The 19899-nt window shown below is 43.4% G+C and carries 14 protein-coding genes and 1 pseudogene; 9 read left to right on the top strand and 6 right to left on the bottom strand.

All coding sequences use genetic code 11. The annotated features are described in order from the left end of the window. Positions 1-120 precede the first annotated feature (120 nt). Complete coding sequence (locus tag C9I89_RS10565) at positions 121-333, bottom strand: diguanylate cyclase domain-containing protein (protein ID WP_107283311.1); 213 nt, start codon at positions 331-333, stop codon at positions 121-123. A gap of 163 nt (positions 334-496) precedes the next feature. Between C9I89_RS10565 and C9I89_RS10560 the strand changes: the two genes are divergently transcribed. The 3 genes and pseudogenes from C9I89_RS10560 to C9I89_RS10550 all read left to right on the top strand — a co-directional run bounded on the left by C9I89_RS10560 (position 497) and on the right by C9I89_RS10550 (position 4659). Continuing rightward, positions 497-2515: an exoribonuclease II gene (locus tag C9I89_RS10560; RefSeq protein ID WP_107283310.1), complete on the top strand. Its 2019-nt coding sequence runs from the start codon at positions 497-499 to the stop codon at positions 2513-2515. Positions 2516-2645: 130 nt separating this feature from the next. Further along, positions 2646-3188, top strand: a pseudogene (locus C9I89_RS10555) (DUF1415 domain-containing protein). Positions 3189-3492: 304 nt separating this feature from the next. Next, entirely contained in the window at positions 3493-4659 is a 1167-nt protein-coding gene (locus C9I89_RS10550) for a GGDEF domain-containing protein (RefSeq protein ID WP_342750164.1), read from the top strand. Between the two features lie 719 nt (positions 4660-5378). On the opposite strand, the gene malG is transcribed toward C9I89_RS10550, so the two are convergent. The 3 genes from malG to malE form a co-directional block, all read right to left on the bottom strand. Then, complete coding sequence (gene malG, locus C9I89_RS10545) at positions 5379-6269, bottom strand: maltose ABC transporter permease MalG (protein ID WP_107283308.1); 891 nt, start codon at positions 6267-6269, stop codon at positions 5379-5381. A gap of 11 nt (positions 6270-6280) precedes the next feature. Then, the gene (gene malF, locus C9I89_RS10540; protein ID WP_107283379.1) at positions 6281-7828 is read right to left on the bottom strand and encodes a maltose ABC transporter permease MalF; all 1548 of its coding nucleotides are present in this window, start codon (positions 7826-7828) and stop codon (positions 6281-6283) included. A 110-nt stretch (positions 7829-7938) separates the two neighbouring features. Then, positions 7939-9120 carry a maltose/maltodextrin ABC transporter substrate-binding protein MalE gene (malE, locus tag C9I89_RS10535; protein WP_107283307.1) on the bottom strand — a complete coding sequence of 394 codons (1182 nt, stop codon included), beginning with the start codon at positions 9118-9120 and terminating at the stop codon, positions 7939-7941. Positions 9121-9746: 626 nt separating this feature from the next. Here malE and malK point away from each other — a divergent pair. The 6 genes from malK (at position 9747) to glgX (ending at position 16965) form a co-directional block, all read left to right on the top strand. Beyond that, on the top strand, positions 9747-10856 hold the full coding sequence (malK, locus tag C9I89_RS10530) for a maltose/maltodextrin ABC transporter ATP-binding protein MalK (protein WP_107283306.1): 1110 nt from the start codon (positions 9747-9749) through the stop codon (positions 10854-10856). A gap of 317 nt (positions 10857-11173) precedes the next feature. After that, positions 11174-11356, top strand: coding sequence for a hypothetical protein (locus C9I89_RS10525; RefSeq protein ID WP_107283305.1), 183 nt, complete (start codon positions 11174-11176; stop codon positions 11354-11356). A gap of 306 nt (positions 11357-11662) precedes the next feature. Further along, positions 11663-12025 carry a hypothetical protein gene (locus tag C9I89_RS10520; protein WP_107283304.1) on the top strand — a complete coding sequence of 121 codons (363 nt, stop codon included), beginning with the start codon at positions 11663-11665 and terminating at the stop codon, positions 12023-12025. 805 nt (positions 12026-12830) lie between these two features. After that, positions 12831-14027 carry a maltoporin gene (locus C9I89_RS10515; protein WP_281258260.1) on the top strand — a complete coding sequence of 399 codons (1197 nt, stop codon included), beginning with the start codon at positions 12831-12833 and terminating at the stop codon, positions 14025-14027. A gap of 117 nt (positions 14028-14144) precedes the next feature. Next, positions 14145-14975: a MalM family protein gene (locus C9I89_RS10510; RefSeq protein ID WP_107283302.1), complete on the top strand. Its 831-nt coding sequence runs from the start codon at positions 14145-14147 to the stop codon at positions 14973-14975. A gap of 64 nt (positions 14976-15039) precedes the next feature. Continuing rightward, on the top strand, positions 15040-16965 hold the full coding sequence (gene glgX, locus C9I89_RS10505) for a glycogen debranching protein GlgX (RefSeq protein ID WP_107283378.1): 1926 nt from the start codon (positions 15040-15042) through the stop codon (positions 16963-16965). A 52-nt stretch (positions 16966-17017) separates the two neighbouring features. Here glgX and glgA read toward each other — a convergent pair whose 3' ends face one another. After that, positions 17018-18523: a glycogen synthase GlgA gene (gene glgA / locus C9I89_RS10500; protein WP_107283377.1), complete on the bottom strand. Its 1506-nt coding sequence runs from the start codon at positions 18521-18523 to the stop codon at positions 17018-17020. A gap of 10 nt (positions 18524-18533) precedes the next feature. Next, complete coding sequence (gene glgC / locus C9I89_RS10495) at positions 18534-19751, bottom strand: glucose-1-phosphate adenylyltransferase (RefSeq protein ID WP_107283301.1); 1218 nt, start codon at positions 19749-19751, stop codon at positions 18534-18536. Positions 19752-19899 lie beyond the last annotated feature (148 nt).

The following is a 19899-nucleotide window of genomic DNA, read 5'->3' as shown; positions in this document are numbered from 1 at the left end:
GAGGCGCGCATTGTGCGCCATTACTCGATAAAATGCCAGAAAAAATTGAAGGCGGTCACAAAAAAACATTCAAGCTACTACTTCTTGAACAATCAGCGTGTACGTTAAGCACTTTATGCCCTAAACCTTGACCATATTGCTACTATCCCATTGAATAAACTGCCCTCTCCCACTTTCTTTAGCCAAATATAGCGCTTTATCAGCCACCGTAATTAATTTATTTGGATGGTTATCACCATCAGGCATCAATGTCTGGCTTCCTATACTAATTGTCACCATCTTTAGTAGTGAGGCTCGATGCTCCAGCGCCAACCCGGAAAAAACCGACAACATTTCCTCGGCAATATACGCCGCTCATACTGATTGAATCGCAGGTAACAAATAGCCAAAATCGACTCGGTAATAGCAGCAATCCGAAAATATCCCCCCCCCAAATCTTGGTTTTACGGCCCCAAATCCGTATAGTGTCTGGGTTCACAATCTGAGACCAGGCATAATGTTTCAAGATAATCCGCTGCTAGCACAGCTTAAAAAACAAATTCAAGAGACGCTTCCGAAGAAGGAAGGTAACGTCAAGGCAACTGACCGTGGTTTTGGCTTTCTAGAGACCGACAATAAAGAAAGCTTTTTCATCCCGCCTATCTATATGAAGAATGTCATGCACGGTGACCGTGTTATTGCTGTTATTCGTACAGAAAAAGAGCGAGAAGTTGCAGAGCCTCAGGAACTGGTAGAACAAAACCTGACCCGTTTTATCGGCCGAGTTAAATTGATCCGTGATCGTTTGCACGTCGTACCTGATCATCCTCAGCTAAATGATGCCATTAAAGCGCGTCCGGTAAAGGGGCTTAACCCTGAGAGCCTTAAAGAAAGTGACTGGGTTGTCGCTAACCTGAATAGCCATCCACTTGGTAACGATAAGCTCTCTAACAAAAACAAAACGTTCTTCTGTGATATCAAAGAAAAAATCACTGACAGCAACGATAAAATTGCACCGTGGTGGGTAACGCTTGCCCGTCATGAACTGCCTAACACCGAACCTGCGCCACAAGAAAGCTGGAGCATGTTGGAAGAAGGCTTAGAACGTCAGGACTTAACCGAGCTTCCATTCATTACTATCGATGGTGAATCTACCAAAGATATGGATGACGCCCTTTACACGGTTAAAAAAGACGATGGCAGCTTTGAGATCACCATCGCGATTGCTGATCCAACCTCTTACATTGCTGTTGGCGATAAGATGGACGATGAAGCCCGTCAACGTGGTTTTACTATCTACTTGCCAGGTCGCAACATCCCAATGTTGCCACGAGAGTTAAGTGATGAGCTTTGTTCATTGATCGAGAACGAAAAACGTCCTGTTATTTGTTGTCGAGTGAGCATTGATAAAGACGGTGTAATTCAAGATGATATCGCGTTTTTTGCTGCATGGATTAGATCACAGGCACGATTGGCCTATGACAACGTTTCTGACCTGATTGAAAACGGTCAATGCGATAACTGGATACCAAACGACGTTATCGCAGCACAAATCGATGCGCTGCATGGCTTTGCCAATGCGCGTAGCGAGTGGCGCACTAACACTGCCGTTGTCTTCCCGGATCGTCCCGATTACCGTTTTGAGCTAAGTGAAGATAACGATGTTGTCGCGATCCATACGGATCTTCGTCGTACGGCCAACCGTATGATTGAAGAAGCGATGATCACGGCCAATATCTGTGCTGGGCGTGTGCTTAAAGAAAAATTCGGTACCGGTGTATTCAACTACCACAACGGTTTTCATCCAGAGAAACTGGATACCGCGATGAATTTCTTAACCGAAGCCGAAGCGCCATTTGAAAAAGAGCAGCTGACTACGCTGGAAGGCTTCAGTGCCCTGCGTCGCTGGTTAAATGATCTGGACTCAACCTACCTGGACAACCGTCTACGTAAATTCCAGGCCTATAGTGAAGTTGGTAACCAACCTTCCCCGCACTATGCAATGGGCCTTGATGTCTACGCAACCTGGACGTCACCAATCCGTAAGTACGGCGATATGATCAACCACCGCCTGCTTAAAGCGGTGATTTCAGGTTATGAACCTACGCAAAAGCCAGATGATACGGTTGGTGAAGAAATCGCCAATCACCGCCGTAGCCATCGTATGGCAGAGCGGGATGTCGCTGATTGGTTATATGTTCGTCTGCTGAAAAATTCAGTAAAAGACGAAACCATCTTCAACGCTGAAATCTTCGATATAAACCGTGCAGGTATACGCATTCGCTTACTTGAGATTGGTGCTTCGGCATTTATCCCAGCATCGCTTATTGTAGATAACAAGCAGCGCATCGTGTGTAATAGTGAATTAGGTACTGTCACTATCGACACGGTAAAAGAATACCAGCTTGGTGATACGTTGGAAGTTAAATTAGCGGAGGTTCGTGCCGCGACTCGTCAGCTTGTTGCTAAGCCGATTCAACAGTTCCCGGCTCCAGCTGAAGCTGCAGAAAAAAGTACTGAACAAGAAAACGCATAAGCTGCAGTTTCTATAATTCGGTACAAAGGGTCAGTCAGGTACTGGCCCTTTTTATATCCCAAATACAGTGCACAGCACGTATCTGGAAGTTACTTGGGTATAATAATTAATATAAAGATAAGAGTCAGTCATGTCGCAAGTCAAAAAAGATGTTCAACAATGGTTAGAAGATGTCGTTATTGGGCTTAACTTATGCCCTTTTGCATAAAAGCCTAACCGTAACAAGCAGATCAAGATTCAGGTGTGTGAAGAAACCTCAGAGGAGGTACTGCTTGAAGCTATCTATCAAGAGCTGATACTGCTCTATCAAACCCCTGCGGTAGAATTGGAAACCACACTAGTTGTTGCACCCAACTCGTTTGAGAAATTTGATGACTACAACCAATTCCTTGATTTGGTTGAAGGGCTGCTGATCCAAATACGAAAAGAAGGGGTTTATCAGATTGCCAGCTTCCACCCAGACTATTGTTTCTACGGCGCTGAACCTGACGATGCCGAAAACCTGACCAACCGCTCGCCATATCCTATTTTCCATCTAATCCGTGAAGAAAGTATGGAAAAAGTATTAAGGCACTATCCGGCCCCGGAAGAGATCCCTGAGCGCAATATCGAGTGTGTTCAGAACCTGACGGCAGATCAAAAACGAAAATTGTTCCCCTATCTTATTAAGTAATTCCATATACTGACGATATATATATGCCCAAGTGACCTCAAGACGCGAGAACCCTGCATTTTGATCTGATTTGGGTATACAATAAGAGAAGGTGTTAGTAACGCCTTTTATTGCTTTAAAAAAACTAAAAAATAGTCGTTTATCAGACTATTGGTCTGTATTTACTGTTTAACTAAGGGTATTACCGCTGTTTCGTTATACTATGGCCCTGAATAAGGGAATTATTTGAATGCCATCACTTTCATTTGCCGTTTTTAGAAGCGCTGGATTTCGATTTGGGTCGCCATTGCTGATCTCAATTCTGATGATACTTGCATTAGAAGGGCTCACTGCCGTCTTAGCCTCATACCAAGACTTGTTACTGACCCTGCCTTATATTTTATTTTCTTTAGTTGTCCTTCTAAGCCAACCGTTTAATCAGGGCAGAACAGGGTTAGTCGCGCTTCTCATGATGGTAGCCTACTACATCATACAAACCTATTTACAAGAACCATTGTCGAATGACTCGACCAAACTCATATATACCTTGCTGGCTAGCTTACTGCCACTGAATTTGCTACAGATCCACATCATGCCAGATAAGCGGCTTTGGTCACGATTCGGCATTTATTTTATGCTATTTATCGCATTACAAATCGCATGGTCAGCTCTGGTTGTAGACCACTTTTCCCAGACAACACTCTCATGGTTATGGGATACATACCTTTACACCATACCCACGTTGTCACCCTTGCCTATAATTCTCATTTTATTGGCTTTTGCACTGACCTGCAGCAGTGCGGCAACCATACTGAAACGTAACTTCGGTTCTGATCAAACCGTTTATATCAGTTTACTCTTTTCAAGTTTGGCTTTTGTTCTGTTTCAGTACGCTTTTATTTCCAGTACCGCTTTTTCACTAGCCGCAACGCTACTGCTACTTAACATTATTACCTGTAGCCACGAATTAGCTTTTGTTGATCAGTTAACAAACATTCCCGGTCGGCGTGCATTAGAAACCGAACTCAAAAACCTAGGAAGAACCTATACCCTGGCAATGCTTGATATTGATCATTTCAAACAGTTCAATGATAACCACGGCCATAAAGTTGGTGATAACGTATTGAAACTTGTGGCTAAAATCATGCAGCAAACAAAAGGTGGGGCCCAGATCTTCCGCTACGGCGGTGAAGAATTTACTATCTTGTTTAAAGGTAAAGAAGCCAGCCAGTGTCAAGATTACCTTGAACAATTGCGTATTGCTATTGCAAAGTATGACCTTATCATCCGCGGTCAGGATGATCGCCCGCAAAGTGATGAGAAAGGAACTGAGTTACGACAAGAAGACAAGAAGAGCCAATCAGTGCATGTCACGGTTAGTATTGGATTAGCAGATAGTTTTCCCGACCATAACCCTCAAAACGTCCTGAAAGCTGCGGATGAAGCACTTTATAAAGCAAAAAAATCAGGACGAAACCGAGTTGCCCGATAATACGTCTAGCGCTTGACTATAGTATGCCTCTACAGTGTTAGAGGTATAGTCCCTCCTTGCCATATATTGTCACCCCCTTGCAGATACAAAAAACCCGGCGATATCGCCGGGTTTCGGTTACCAATAAAACTTATCCTGCGAAGGGTAAGTCCAGCTATGCAGCAACGCCAATATTAAGTTAAGTATAGGGTTCTTAACAGATCGGCGACCAAACCATTGTTAAGATCTATGCTCGGGAGTGACTCCCCCTAAGTGAGAAGGTGAGTCTTATCATTATTATTGTTCATTCAACTAATCGTAATCTGGCAACGTTTAACGCTTCAATTACCATTAGTTATCTATCTTCAAATTATAGTGGCTAAAGATCGTAGCGACTAAATACATCAAACAGGATGATAGCCATACAGGCCGCTGTAACAACCCATCGCATCATTCTTGCTGGGAATAATAATATCAGGCAGGGGAATATTTTCAAACCAAAACAGCTAAGTATTAGAAATGACCAGTAAAATCATCGACATCCAAAAGCGTTCTTTCTGTGTATGGCTTTAACTTTTCACATCATTAAGCAATATCTTTGGCATTGTTCTAAGTGATTATGCGTAATGACATTTTTACTATAAGAAAATATGACGTTCATATGTAAAGGGTGAAAAAGCCCGTCTTATTTGAATAAGACGAGCTTTTCTGTTTTGACTTCAGATAGAGATTAAAGTGCCTTAGCCTTTAACACCACCCGCAGTTAAACCACCGACCAGGAACTTCTGAGCAAGCAAGAACACGACAGTAATTGGCAGTGCTGCGAGCACAGCCGCGGCTGCAAAATCACCCCATAAATATTTCTGCGGATGCAGGTATTGTTGCATCCCTACCGCTAGAGTATAAGTGTCAATATCACGCAGCAACAATGAAGCGACGGGAACTTCGGTTACAGCAGCAACAAATGACAGAATAAATACTACAGCAAGAATTGGCACCGATAGTGGCAGCAGTACCAGACGGAATGCCTGCCATGGTGTTGCTCCATCCAATGCAGCGGCTTCTTCAAGTGAACCATCAATTGATTCGAAGTAACCTTTAATTGTCCACACATGCAGAGCGATGCCGCCCATGTAAGCGAATACCACACCGCCATGAGTGTTCATTCCAAGGAATGGAACATAAGTGCCCAGACGGTCAAACAACGCATACAATGCCACCAAAGCAAGTACTGCCGGGAACATCTGGAAAATCAGCATCGATCTCAGAATTGTCGCTTTACCAGCAAACTTCATACGGGCAAAAGCATAAGCACAGGTTGTCGAAAGTGTAACGATACCAATCGCAGTCATACCAGATATTTTAACCGTGTTCCATAACCAGGTCATCACCGGGAATGGGGGTAGTGTTACCGTACCATCTGCATTTTCAACTGCAATACCAAGGGCTAACTTCCAGTGCTCTAGAGATGGATTAGTCGGGATTAATTCTCCTGATCCATAGTTACCTTCCCGGAACGAGATAGCAATAACCATCAATAGCGGGAACATCATCAGACCAAGGAAACACCACATTGCAATATGAGTCGCCCACACTCTGTATTTTAACGATTTAGGTTGAACCATTGCCATTTTCGTGCTCCTTACTCTGATTCCAGCTTAGTAAATTTCATATTCAGTAGTGATAGGCCACCAACCAATAGGAAAATCATTGTTGCAATTGCACCAGCCAGAGCAAAGTCCTGACCACCCGAACCTTCAAAAGCGATACGGTATGTATAGCTCACCAATAAGTCAGTATGACCCGCTGGAACACTGGTACCAATCATATCTGGCGCACCATTAGTCAACAGCTGAATCAGTACAAAGTTATTGAAGTTAAAAGCAAAACTTGCAATCAACAAAGGAATCATCGGTTTAACAAGTAATGGCAGTGTAATATTGAAGAAGTTATCAATTGGGCCTGCGCCATCCATTGCAGATGCTTCATAAAGATCTTCAGGAATCGCTTTTAGCAAACCCATAGCTAAGATCATCATGTATGGGTAACCCAGCCATGTATTAACAATTAAAATCATTGTTTTAGCCAGGAATGGTTCGGTAAACCATGCAGGGCTAAGGCCAAACAGCCCTTCAAGAACCAGGTTGATTTCACCAAAGCTCTGGTTAAACAAACCTTTAAACACAAGAATCGAAATGAAGGCAGGTACCGCATAAGGAAGAATCAGCATTACGCGATATACACCGCGGCCTTTAAGCGATTCCCAAGAGATGACCTGTGCCAGAACTACGCCTACCGCTAGTGTAAACACAACGGTTAACACTGAAAATAATACCGTCCAGACAAAGATTTTAAAGAAGGGACCTTGGATTCCTGGATCTGTAAAGATTCTCGTAAAGTTGTCAAAACCGACGTTTACAATAAAACCTGGAGATAAAGGTTCACCAACGAATTCACCATCAACATTTACTTCCTGGTAAAAACCGGTTTCCCAATTTGGTTTATAGGTAATGTTTTTTATATAATTAACTAACGTCTCACCGTCATCCTGCAAAACATACATAGGCTGAATTTCAGCAAACGTACGTAGTCCTGACATCTTCAGCTCGTCGCCTGCCGTTGTAGACAATAGCAGATCACTGAGCAGTTTCCGGTTTGAGATAACCGTTTTAAGAGGTGCTTTATTGCCAACGGGCTCATCCACGGCTTTCAGCTGGATCTTATCTGTCGGCAATGCTGTCAATTCATAACGATCCGTCGCTAGCCATTGTTCGCCATCTTTAAGAGCAATACTGTAGGTTCCATCTTGCTCATACAGTGAGAAATTATAGCTATCACCACTTTGGGAGGTCTGCTGCAGAAGAACAGACTGGGTACGCTCAAGGCTTAGCTGGTTACTACCGCTATAGTTTGTAAAGGCAAGACCGATGGTATAGACCAAAGGGAAAATGATGAACAGGATCATACCTGCTACACCAGGGTAAATATAACGATGCGCATAGGTGCGCTTACGAGCAAAAACGTATACACCAAGAGAGGCGACGATAAGGGTCAATAATGCAAAAGCATATTCACCTCGTGAATACATTAAAATAACTGCGTAGCCATTAATTAAACTGACTAGTCCTAACGAGGCCCATTTCAGCCATTTACGATAATCAAGGCTTGTTGTCATAGAATTAGATGCCATATCAACGTTTCCACCTGCCATACTGGCAGCTTGATGAGACTGCATTAGAGGTCCTCACTGTACTTCTGATAGGGGGAGAAAACAACACTCCCCCTTTAGGTTTAACTGCGTTACTTAGTCATACGTTCCGCAACAGTATTCAGCGCGTCATCTACAGATTGACGGTCAGTTACAACGTTACCGATTGCCGCTTTTTCTGCATACCAGAATGCTGACATTTGAGGAATGTTTGGCATAATCTCACCATTCATCGCATTGTCCATAGTCGCGCCAATACGTGAATCTGAGCTTAGTTCTGCCTGGAATGAGTTCAATGCAACTGCACCTAGTGGCGTGTCATTGTTCACTTGACGAAGACCTTCGTTGGTCAGCAGGTAGTTCTCCATAAACTCTACCGCCAGATCTTGATTAGGTGACGCCGTGCTGATACCCGCAGTTAAAACACCAACGAAAGGCTTAGATGGGTTACCGTTCAGTTTAGGTAGCAACGTTACACCATAATTAATACCCGCTTTATCAATGTTACCCCATGACCATGGGCCATTGATTGTCATTGCGACTTCACCTTTATTGAAGCCAGACTCAGCAACAGAGTAATCGACATCAGCTGAAATCACACCGGTATCAACAAGGTTCTTAACAAATTTCATCGCGCGCTTAGCGCCGTCATTGTTAACACCAACGTCTTTCGCGTCATAGCCATTAGCCGTGTATTTGAATGCATAACCACCATCGGCAGCTAGAACAGGCCATGTAAAGAACGGTTCTTGTAGGTTCCACATGATGGCGCGTTTGCCGTCTTTCTGCAGTTTCTTATCAAGCGCAGCAATGTCTTCCCAGTTTTTAGGTGGGTTAGCGACTAAATCTTTGTTGTAGATTAGAGACAATGCTTCTACAGCAACCGGGTAACCAACGTACTTACCTTCGTAAGAAACCGCATCCCATGTAAAATCAGCAAACTTAGCTTTGAATTCTGCAGATGGCTTAACTTCAGCAAGAAGTCCTGCTTGTGCATACCCACCAAAACGGTCATGTGCCCAGAAAACAATATCAGGACCGTCACCTGTAGAAGCTAACTGAGGAAATTTCTCTTCCAGTGAATCAGGGTGAGAAACCGTTACCTTGATACCAGTATCAGCCTCAAACTTCTTACCTACTTCGGCAAGGCCGTTATAACCTTTGTCACCGTTAATCCAAATGGTTAATTGACCTTCTTCAATCGCAGCATGTGCATTAACAGAGCTAAGTGCGGCAAGGGTACAAAGTGCGACTGTGCTGAGGACTTTCTTCATTTTTAACATCCTTCATGATTGTTATTGTTTCGTCATCATCAGATTTTATTGCTCACGACAACGCAATTTCAGGCTTATCATCCTTAACTTAGTGTCAGGTGACATCATCCCACTAACTACGCCCCCGGAGCCAAATAATTAAAAGCGTGATCTGCATCGGTATCACCTGTGACGCAGCTCAAAAAATGACACGTTTATGTGACAGAGCGCACATGGTACTTTGATTAATCCGTATCTTCAGCTAGCGGTCTCTCAAAATGTGATCTAAACACTCCTCCCCCTATATCCCCCCTTTTTAATTCACAACAAGGATGATGCTCACTTACTAATACTAGGTAAAGATGTATGCATACCCATTTGGGTAGATGAAGAAGCTTTTAACTGTTATTGCATCGCTAATTTTTTTGCACCGCAGGATTCTCGTTTTAACCGGAATCATTGATGCCGCTTTATTTCTTGGGGAAGTAAATAAAGCTGCTTTTGGTAGGGTAGCTGCCGTTTCAACTGTTTAATGAAATACAAGCTGCCCGTTTTTTTCTTCACTACACCAAGAAATTCTTTACCAGTAAGCCTATGGATGAATACTATGTGCTTGCTGCTAACAACAAACTAGAGGAATAGGCTCGATGGCGAGTGTCACTTTACGAAACGTGTGTAAAGCGTATGGAGATAACCTGATTTCCAAGAATGTTGATCTCGATATCGCAGACGGGGAATTTGTTGTATTTGTTGGGCCATCAGGCTGTGGTAAATCAACCCTCCTTCGCTGTATTGCTGGCTTGGAAGATATTACTTCTGGTGATCTCTATATTGGCGATCAGCGTATGAACGAGGTTGCCCCTTCCGAACGCGGTGTGGGAATGGTATTCCAATCTTATGCTCTATACCCGCACCTTAACCTGTTCGACAATATGTCTTTTGGTATGAAATTAGCTAAGGCAGACAAAGGGGAAATCAAAAAGCGTGTTGATCATGTCTCAGATATTCTTCAGCTTGGTCACTTGCTTGAACGTAAACCTAAAGCACTGTCCGGTGGTCAGCGACAACGTGTAGCGATCGGCCGTACGCTTGTATCACAGCCTGAGGTCTTCCTACTTGATGAGCCACTGTCGAATCTTGATGCTGCGCTACGAGTTCAGATGCGAATTGAACTTGCCAAACTTCATAAGCAGCTTGGCGCAACCATGATCTACGTAACTCACGATCAGATTGAAGCCATGACCATGGCCAATAAGATTGTTGTACTTGACGGCGGTTATGTTTCTCAGGTTGGTAAGCCTTTAGAGCTATATCACTACCCTCAAAACCGTTTTGTGGCGGGCTTTATCGGCTCACCAAAAATGAACTTCATGAGTGTGTCTATTGAACAAGTTGAAAACGAACGCGTAATGGTTCAGCTTGCAAATGGTCAATCATTCTGGATCCCAGTCGATGGTTCTACCGTGAATAAAGGGGATCGTATGTCTCTAGGTATTCGCCCTGAACACCTCGTGCCTTGCGACGAGGGTGATGCCTGTATCGACGGCACTATTCTGGTGGTAGAAAAACTTGGGCATGAAACCCAAGTTTACCTGAACCTTGATCATGTTGATGCAGATTTCATCTATCGTCAGTCAGATACACTTGATGTGGAAGCGGGTCAGAAATTCGACATTGGCATTCCAGCGCATCGTTGCCACTTGTTCCACAGTAATGGCGCAGCATGCCGTCGCCTATTCAAGGAACAAGGCGTATAACACGCGGCTGAACCGTTAATCCCCCAGGATGAAAGCGTGACGCAATATTTTGTGTCACGCTTATTCTGCTGCCTCAAGATAATCCCGATCTGAAAATCCAACTTCTTCAAACGCCTATCCGCAACCCGACACTCTAAAACAGAAAAGTATCTCTTAATATCAATAGCATAGCGAATCACTCGCAACAAACTACCAATAACACCAATTTATCTTAAGCTTTAAATAGACATCATCTGATGTCAGTACAACCGTTAAGGACGTTTACATAGACGTATATCCACTTTTATCTATCAGCACCTTTGCTGGAGGCACCTCAAATGAACTTCAGAGATAGGATTGAAGATATCGAAGAACGCATTGCACTGGCTTATGAAGAAGGGAATTACCTGGAGGCTAAATCACTCGAAAATGAACTCAAAAAAAACCTTGGACAGAAAAACCTTTTCGATGAAAAAGAGCCCTACTCTCTAGAAGGGCGCACTTTCATTGATGATGAATAGCGCCAACCTGATGGGCCTGAGAGGATAGAGAATGTCTTTATCCTCTCCCACTAGCACTACATTACAGAAGTTTTGACCAATTCAGTAACAAAACGTCGTCATTCCGTAAAGTGAGGAACGAACTTATACGGAATCTAAAAGTGCATATGGTTAGAACTGGATCCCGGATATCTCGTTCCTCAATTCCGGGATGACGGATTTTAACTATTCATAATTTATGTGAAATAGTACTAATCAACTAAAGTTGAAAGATGTTTGTTAGATCTCGGTCTTCTTAACTGTATACCTCCAATAAGGATACCTGTTATGAAGATCAAACTAATGGTGCTTCCATTATTAGCTAGCAGTTTGCTTATTAGTCTTCCTGCCTTTGCCGATTTGAAAGACATTGGCCGTCAAGACGCCAATGGGCTTTATGAACCCGGCTACGTTAATTATCAGCATGCTAGAGAACGCAGTTCAACGCCAAACCAAGGCTCTAACCTGTTCGAGATTGGTTATAAGAATGCGTCTAGTCATTACGAGCCTAGCTACGTAAATTATCGTGCACCCGAGCGAAAACCAGCTGACAGCAAAACCAAGTTAGAGCAACTTTCTGACATTGGGCATTTCAACAACCAAGGAATTTATGAGCCTGGCTATGTAAATTACGACCACACCAGAAAATAAAGTGATATGGGCTGAATACCAGCCCATATTTCTCAATCTCATGTGTTGGGCTAGTTTCAAAGGCTTTGATACCACCTTACCCCCCTCTTTTCAAAAACCTCTATTTGTCCACCTTGACGCCTCGCATAAACGTCCCTGAATTCTCAATGAACCACTTCAAAATGACGGGGTTTGGGTATATCTGAATCCGCTCAGTCATTATGCTCATACCGTGGGAGCAAATTTTAAATATGATGAAGATCATATTTTCAAAGTTCAATTAGCCATCAAAATAATTGACCTGTATCACAAAAACAGCCTACTACACCCCGATATCGTTCTGATTTAACACGACTCATCCCCTTTCCCCGGCTAAAGACTTGTGATGAATGTCATGAATATTTCGCCTCCGCATTCACTATAACGATGAATATGTGATCAATGGCACATAAATATAACTGACTGTCACAGTTTTCTCTTACGTTCATACAAAACGTGATCTACACACTCCTCCCCCCTACTCCTCCTTGCCAATAGATTCCTGAGGAGGATGTTGAGTCATATGGAGAGGAGCAAAATAAATCCATCAAGTAGACATCGAGAGAGTTTTACTGCCGAGTTCACTCTTAGCTCATGTGATTTGAGAATTAGACCCATAACAGGTCATGGCGGGATGCCATGCTTTTAAGCAATAAGTCCTCCCGCCTCTTTTTTACAAAGAATTTCCACTGGTTGGTGGTTCCACTGCCTCACCGGCCACAAATAAAAAAAGTACGGAAATAACAACAAAAACATATTGTTCCATCAAGGAGTTACACCAATGAAATTGAACAAAATCTGTCTTACCGCTGCGGCAGTTTCTGCTGCTCTGATATCTGCGTCTTCCATGGCAGCCAGCGACGTTGATTTCCACGGCTACATGCGTGCTGGTGTGGGTATGAGTGGTGAAAACGGTGCTGATTTAGCTTATGAAAAGGCTAAAGTGGGTCGTTTGGGTAATGAAAATGATGTCTACGGTGAAATTGGCCTAGGTAAAGAAGTTTACAACCAAGATGGCGCTACTTTTTATGTTGACTCCATGCTTGCTGTTGCAACTAACGGTTCAAATGACTGGGAAGGCCTGGGTGGCGATTTAGAAGCCATTGCCCTACGCCAGTTCAATGTTCAGGCGAAAGGTCTGATTGCAAGTGATACAGACGCAACAATTTGGGCCGGTAAGCGTTACTACCAGCGTCACGACATTCATATTTCTGACTTCTACTACTGGGATACTTCTGGTAATGGTGCTGGTATCGAAAACCTATCAGCGGGTGCAGGTAAGCTATCTGTAGCATGGTTACGTGATGATGCTGGCGACGTGAACGTCAACAACTTTGACGTGCGTTATGCTGGTCTTGGTCTGTGGAGCGATGCAAGCTTAGAGCTGGGTCTGAACTACGCGATGACCAATGAAACTGACGCGCAGAAAGAAGGCAAGACATTCAACGATGGTGTTATGCTGACGGCTGAAATGACTCAGGGTCTGTCTACTGGCTTCAACAAAACTGTACTTCAATACGGAACAGATGGCTTCGGTGAGCAGATGGCTAACCTAGGTGCTGGACACTACTTCAACGCTACATCTGACGATGGTGTTGATGGCTTCCGTATCATCAACTGGGGTGTAGTTGCACCTTCAGAGAGCTGGGAAATCGGTCACCAGGTAGTATACGCAAGCACTAGCTACGACAGCCGTGATGACCACACAATCCTGAACGCAGTTGTTCGCCCGATGTATAAGTGGAATGATACAATGCGCACTATCTTCGAAGGTGGCCACTTCATCGAAGAAGACAACAATGTAGACAAATCTGGTAGCAAGCTGACTGTTGCTCAAGCATGGTCTGCTGGTTCAAGCTTCTGGGCTCGTCCTGAAATCCGTGTATACGCAAGCTACTTGATGGATCACGAAAACGACGATGCATTTGGTGCTGGTAACGACACTGAATACAGCGTAGGCATTCAAGCTGAAGCATGGTGGTAATCCCATCGCTTAAGCGATAACGTTTGTAACAGCCAGTCTCGATGAGACTGGCTGTATTTGGTTTAATTGGTTATAAAAAAATTAGGCCAAATACAGCCAAAATATAGGTGAATAATAATGAATAAATTGCTTCCCCTCTGTCTTTCTGCAGCCCTGCTTACAGGTTGTGTGTCTACAGCAGAAAACATAGACACTAGCCCGACAAACCAAGCGACGGGAGAGGTTCACACTGCATCTTCTTTATCCTCAATAGAATGGAAGTCTCTGTCTATACCATCCAGTGTCAAATTCAAACTCAATACACAAAGCCAGGTTTTACAGTCAACGTTAAGTGCCGGACCTGTTGCAGCATTCAGTGTTCCTGCCAATCGTGGCGCAATCACAATACAGTTGAAAAGTTTTGCTAGCAGCACCATATATGCGCCTACTATTGCTATTTTAAATGAGAATAACGAGATTATTGAGCAGTTTGACACTAGCTCGTTTGTCTATAAGCCCGCTTCAATGCTGGATGACGACATGCTGGAAGGTAAGTTTACTTTTATCCCGCAGATCACCGATAAAGAAGTCCGTATTCTTATCCTCACGAAACCGGATGATCTTCAGCAATCAACTGAACTTCTTCACCCGGCGAAAGCTTATGCCATAGCACGACATACTGTGCCACCAGAAATCCCGAATCCAATCGCTCAACATAGCCCATACGGCAGTTTTTACTTACACGTATCATCACCGCAAATTGACAATGCGGCAGTCAACTTTAGCAAACCTGTGGTCGATCAAGCACCAACAACTGTAGAAACCCAAGGTTATTACTTGAATTCTATTCAGACTGCAGTAAATAATGGTGATATAAGTAAAGCAATGAAACTGCTTGATGAAGCTGAACGTCTTGGTATCAAAGATGCGAAAGAGACATTCATTCAAGCAGTAGAAGCCAAAAAGTAAGCTAGACTATTTTAACAATTTAAAAAGGCTGCTTATGCAGCCTTTAGTCGTATCAGAGGATTCAATGGACTGGCAAAAAAAAACAGGTACCCCCTTCCCACTGGGCACAACACTGTCAATCGATGGCTGCAATTTTGCAATCCACGCCCCTCAGGGAAATGGTTTACATCTTGTTTTGTTCGCTCAAGACGCGCCCCCGGCCTATCTTCCCCTGAATAAAAATGTTAATAACATTTACACTCTTTTCCTCTCAGGAGTTCAATCGGGTACGCGTTATGCCTACTGTATTATTAACTCTCAGGGAACTCATTGGATCCTTGATCCATACGCCAAGCGATTAACAACCAACCCTGAAACAGCCTCTATTCCTGCGGCCGTTATACAAAACCATGAGTTCGATTGGGAGCAAAGTGATCTTCCCGGTATTGAACGAGAAAAAGCGGTTTTATATGAGCTTCATGTAAAAGGTTTTACTCAACAGCACCCAGGCATTCCCGAAGCATTAAGAGGCAAATTTTTAGGTTTATGCCAGCCAACAGTCATCGAACACTTTAAACATTTGGGTGTAACGACTCTGCAGCTTATGCCGATTGCGACAAGTTTCGACGAGGCTCATTTAGCAGATAAAAAACTTACCAACTACTGGGGCTATAACCCGCTGTGCTGGTTTGCCCCCGATGAAAAATTCGCAGTCAATGATCCAGTGACCGAATTAAAAACCATGGTGAAAATTCTGCATGAGCATGACATCGAAGTTATCCTTGATGTGGTTTATAACCATACCGCAGAAAGCGGTAAAGATGGCCCAACCCATAACTTTAAGTTAATTGCGCCCAAAACCTACCTAAAGAATGATAAGGAAGGGTTTGAAAATCACTCCGGTTGTGGCAACACCGTAGATCTAAGCTATTCGCCAGCACTGAGAACGGTGATGGATTCATTGCGCTATTGGGTCGAGGAGTTCCACATTGATGGATTTCGATTTGATTTGGCTGCAACATTGGGGCGCCGAGGTGACGATTTCGATCGCCAGTCAGGTTTCTTCCAAGTAATCCAACAAGATCCCGTATTACAAAAAGTAAAACTCATTGCCGAACCATGGGATATTGGCCCCAATGGTTACCAATTAGGTGCCTTCCCTTCGGGCTGGAATGAGTGTAATGATAGGTTCCGCGACACTATTCGCAGCTTCTGGAATCATACTGCTCAACTTGGTGAGTTTGCGACGCGTTTAATGGGATCACGAGACCTGTTCAGTGCAGCAAAATGGCCGGACAAACTCTGTGTTAACTATATCTGTTATCACGATGGCTTTACTCTTCAGGACTTAGTGTCTTATAACGAGAAGCACAATGTCGATAACAAGGAAAATAATCGAGACGGACATGGTGATAACCGATCCTTTAATCATGGTATTGAAGGAAAAACGGTTAATACTGGCATCATAGAACTGCGTAGAAAACAGAAGAAAAATATGATGATGACTTTGCTGTTCAGCTTCGGTATTCCTCATATTTTGGCGGTTGATAGTTTTTCTCATAGTCAGCAGGGAAATAACAATGCCTACTGCCAGGACACTCCGATAAGCTGGACTAATTGGAACCTGAGCCGCGAAGAATCCGATTTTATGGATTGGTTTAGCGAAATGATAGAAGCGCGTAACCAATATATGCTGCCATTTATCAACGCCTTTTCTGGAGAAAATCGTGGTCACCACCGCATTCACTGGATGCAATCCGATGGCCATATTTTACAAATGAATGACTGGCATGATCATGCCGCTATCGCTCTTCATCTTGGTTTATACAAAGATGAAAGTGAGCTTCTTTATTTGATCAACCCGACCAAAATACCGACACGGTTCAAACTGCCAGCAGGCAGTGCATGGACCATAATTAGTGACACTTCGGAACATACGATTTCACGCCATGAAGTGCAAACCACTTATATGCAGTCCGCTAAATCAATGACGATTCTTCGCCGGGATTAATTACCGAAAAGCCCTCGTGAGAGGGCTTTAGAATATGCCGCAAGATGTTAAATCAAGCGTGTATTTCTAAATGAGGTATTCCAACAGGCTGAGACAGTTCACTACCTAAGTACATAGCCAGATATTGTTCAGCCGAGTCTTTCCAGTTGAATTTGCATACCATTGCATTTAACTGCAATCGCTTAAACTCTTTAGGTTGCTGACAATAAAGTAACAGACTTCTCTGCAGCTTGATTAGCAATGCTTCTGGCGTAGGCTTCTCAAAAGAAAAGCCCGTTGCCACTTGCGGAGTCTGATCATAATCGATCACGGTATCTTTCAATCCACCCACCGCTCGTACAATCGGTAACGTACCGTAAGCTAAGCTGTACATCTGATTTAAACCACAAGGCTCAAACTCTGAAGGCATCATAAAGAAGTCTGCTGCGGCTTCAACGCAATGTGCTAGCGGATTACTGTAGATTTCAACAAAAGCAAATTTCTCTTTATATGCGTCACTGATTTCTCGCAATGCACTGGCAAGTTTCGGATCACCGGTTCCGACAAGCACAATTTGGACATCATTGGCGAGGAAATCTCTCAAGATAGGGATCAGATAATGAATACCTTTTTGCTCTGTCAGACGACAAACCATACCGTAAAGAGGCAAATCAACGACAGGCAAATTAACCTGTTGCTGTAAATCACGCTTACACGCTTTTTTACCGCGAGCCAGACTTACCTTATTCGCTTTAAAGTTTTGCTTTATATATGGATCAGCTTCAGGGTTCCAATCGCCATAATCGCAGCCATTCACAATGCCATACAAATCACCGGCTCTGCTCTGAAAGTCGGCTTCCATACCATGAGAACCTAAGTGAGACAGCAATTCTGACGCATAAGTAGGGCTAACCGCATTCACTTTATCAGCATAAGCAACACCCGCTTTAAGCATACTGATATGAGAAGGATCGACTTCAGCATTAGTGTAACGGCGTTGGATCAGCTCAGGGATCAAACTGTACTGTTCGTAATTAAAAACACCTTTAAATACCGCATTATGAATAGTAATCACACTTTTTGTTTGCGCAAAAAATGAACTCTGGGCATAACGGGTTTTAAGCAAGAAAGGCACCAATCCGGTATGCCAGTCGTTACAGTGAATAACGTCTGGCTGGAAATCGACTTTTTCACACATGTCCAATGAGGCTGCACTCAAGAAAGCAAAACGCTCGCCATTATCAGCATAGGCTTGGTTATTTTCAGCATACAGTTCAGAACGCTCAAAGTACTGCGGAGCATCAAGCGCATAAACTGGCACATCGCCACTTGCTAACTGCATGATCTGATAACCCACAGCAGCAGGCTGTGGATCAACATATAGCTTGGTTGTCAGTAGCGAAACGGCCTGTTCACGACCTGCTACGGTCTTATAAAATGGCATGACAATTCGAACATCATGTCCCATTTCTTTCAAAGCAGCCGGCAAAGACTTGGCTACATCTGCCAATCCGCCGGTTTTGACTAAACCGTCAACCTCAGAGGATACAAATAAAATCTTAAGCGGTGCTGTTGGCACCGGATTCTTGTTAGAAGCCAATTTTTGCTCCTTTAGGGATCACGACAATGCCGTCATCAGACACGTGATATTTCTTTCTGTCTTCTTCAAGATTTTCACCAATCACCGTACCTGGGGCAATCTGTGCGCCTTTATCGATAATCGTACGACGAATTGAACAGTTTGCACCGATCTTCACATCACCCAGAATAACCGATTCAGAAATCATGCTGCAATGATCAACATTGGTACGGAAACCAAGTACAGATTTATGTATTTGAGCACCACGAATATAACTACCCGCAGAAATCATACAGTTATTAATATCTACTTTGCAGTTATCACTATCTAAAATAGTCGCGGGTGGTAGCGGTGGGTAATGCGTATGTAACTGCCATTGACGGTTATACAATGAGAACTGGGCATCTTCTGAAAGCAGATCCATATGGGCTTGCCAATACGCTTCAATCGTACCTACATCACGCCAGTATCCTTTATTTTTCTCGCCCGGAATAATGTTTGTATTAAAATCATAAACAAACACTTTACCCTGCGGGAAAAGCTTAGGAATGATGTCTTTGCCAAAGTCGTGACTGGAATTTTCGTTAACTGCATCTTCTTCCAATTCTGCACATAATGTGTCAGCTTCAAAAATGTAGTTACCCATCGAAACCAATGCGTGATCAGGATCGCCAGGAATCGCTTTTGGTTGAGCCGGTTTTTCTTCAAAACCCACCATGCAGCCCTTTTCATCCACTTCAATAACACCGAATGCGCAGGCTTCACTCAATGGCATGCGCAGTGCTGAAACCGTCAGCTCCGCTTCTTTTTCTTTATGGAAATCCAGCATCTGCTTCACATCCATTTTATAGATGTGATCACTACCAAAGACACATACTTGGTCAGGTTCCGCCAGTTCAATAAAACGAATGTTCTGATAAATAGCATCCGCTGTACCGTCATACCAGCGCTTGCCCATACGCATCTGAGCAGGAACAGGATCAATAAAACGGTCAGTAATACCTGAAATATTCCAGCCTTTCTTCATATGGACATATAAAGACTGAGACTTGAACTGAGTAAGAACATAAATCCTCAGAAAATCAGCATTTACAAAATTGTTCAATGCAAAGTCAATCAGGCGGTAACTACCACCAAATGGAACCGCAGGCTTGGTCCGTGTATCTGTTAAAGGGCGCAAACGAGAGCCCTCACCGCCTGCCAAAATCATTCCTAAAACGCCAGCCATGGTGTTACTCCTTGTATTTACTTAAGCACTCAAACACATATATACCACATCGCCATACCAATTGAGAATGGCGTTGCACTGAAATATGGTGAATACTTACAAAAAATTGATTTCTTTTAGAGCAGAACAATGAAACGATCGTTGCTGG

Origin of the sequence: Photobacterium lipolyticum (assembly GCF_003026475.1) — a bacterium.
Classification (GTDB): Bacteria; Pseudomonadota; Gammaproteobacteria; order Enterobacterales; family Vibrionaceae; genus Photobacterium; species Photobacterium lipolyticum.
Note: the sequence above shows the minus strand (reverse complement) of the source record. Positions and strands in the feature narration are given on the sequence as shown.

What these genes read in the sequence shown, in the direction of transcription:
- malE (WP_107283307.1), bottom strand. Translation starts at nt 9,120, where the DNA reads ATGAAGAAAGTCCTCAGCACAGTCGCACTTTGTACCCTTGCCGCACTT.
- glgC (WP_107283301.1), bottom strand. Translation starts at nt 19,751, where the DNA reads ATGGCTGGCGTTTTAGGAATGATTTTGGCAGGCGGTGAGGGCTCTCGT.
- malK (WP_107283306.1), top strand. Translation starts at nt 9,747, where the DNA reads ATGGCGAGTGTCACTTTACGAAACGTGTGTAAAGCGTATGGAGATAAC.
- C9I89_RS10560 (WP_107283310.1), top strand. Translation starts at nt 497, where the DNA reads ATGTTTCAAGATAATCCGCTGCTAGCACAGCTTAAAAAACAAATTCAA.
- C9I89_RS10565 (WP_107283311.1), bottom strand. Translation starts at nt 333, where the DNA reads ATGTTGTCGGTTTTTTCCGGGTTGGCGCTGGAGCATCGAGCCTCACTA.
- C9I89_RS10510 (WP_107283302.1), top strand. Translation starts at nt 14,145, where the DNA reads ATGAATAAATTGCTTCCCCTCTGTCTTTCTGCAGCCCTGCTTACAGGT.
- glgX (WP_107283378.1), top strand. Translation starts at nt 15,040, where the DNA reads ATGGACTGGCAAAAAAAAACAGGTACCCCCTTCCCACTGGGCACAACA.
- C9I89_RS10520 (WP_107283304.1), top strand. Translation starts at nt 11,663, where the DNA reads ATGAAGATCAAACTAATGGTGCTTCCATTATTAGCTAGCAGTTTGCTT.
- malF (WP_107283379.1), bottom strand. Translation starts at nt 7,828, where the DNA reads ATGGCATCTAATTCTATGACAACAAGCCTTGATTATCGTAAATGGCTG.
- C9I89_RS10525 (WP_107283305.1), top strand. Translation starts at nt 11,174, where the DNA reads ATGAACTTCAGAGATAGGATTGAAGATATCGAAGAACGCATTGCACTG.
- malG (WP_107283308.1), bottom strand. Translation starts at nt 6,269, where the DNA reads ATGGCAATGGTTCAACCTAAATCGTTAAAATACAGAGTGTGGGCGACT.
- C9I89_RS10550 (WP_342750164.1), top strand. Translation starts at nt 3,493, where the DNA reads ATGATACTTGCATTAGAAGGGCTCACTGCCGTCTTAGCCTCATACCAA.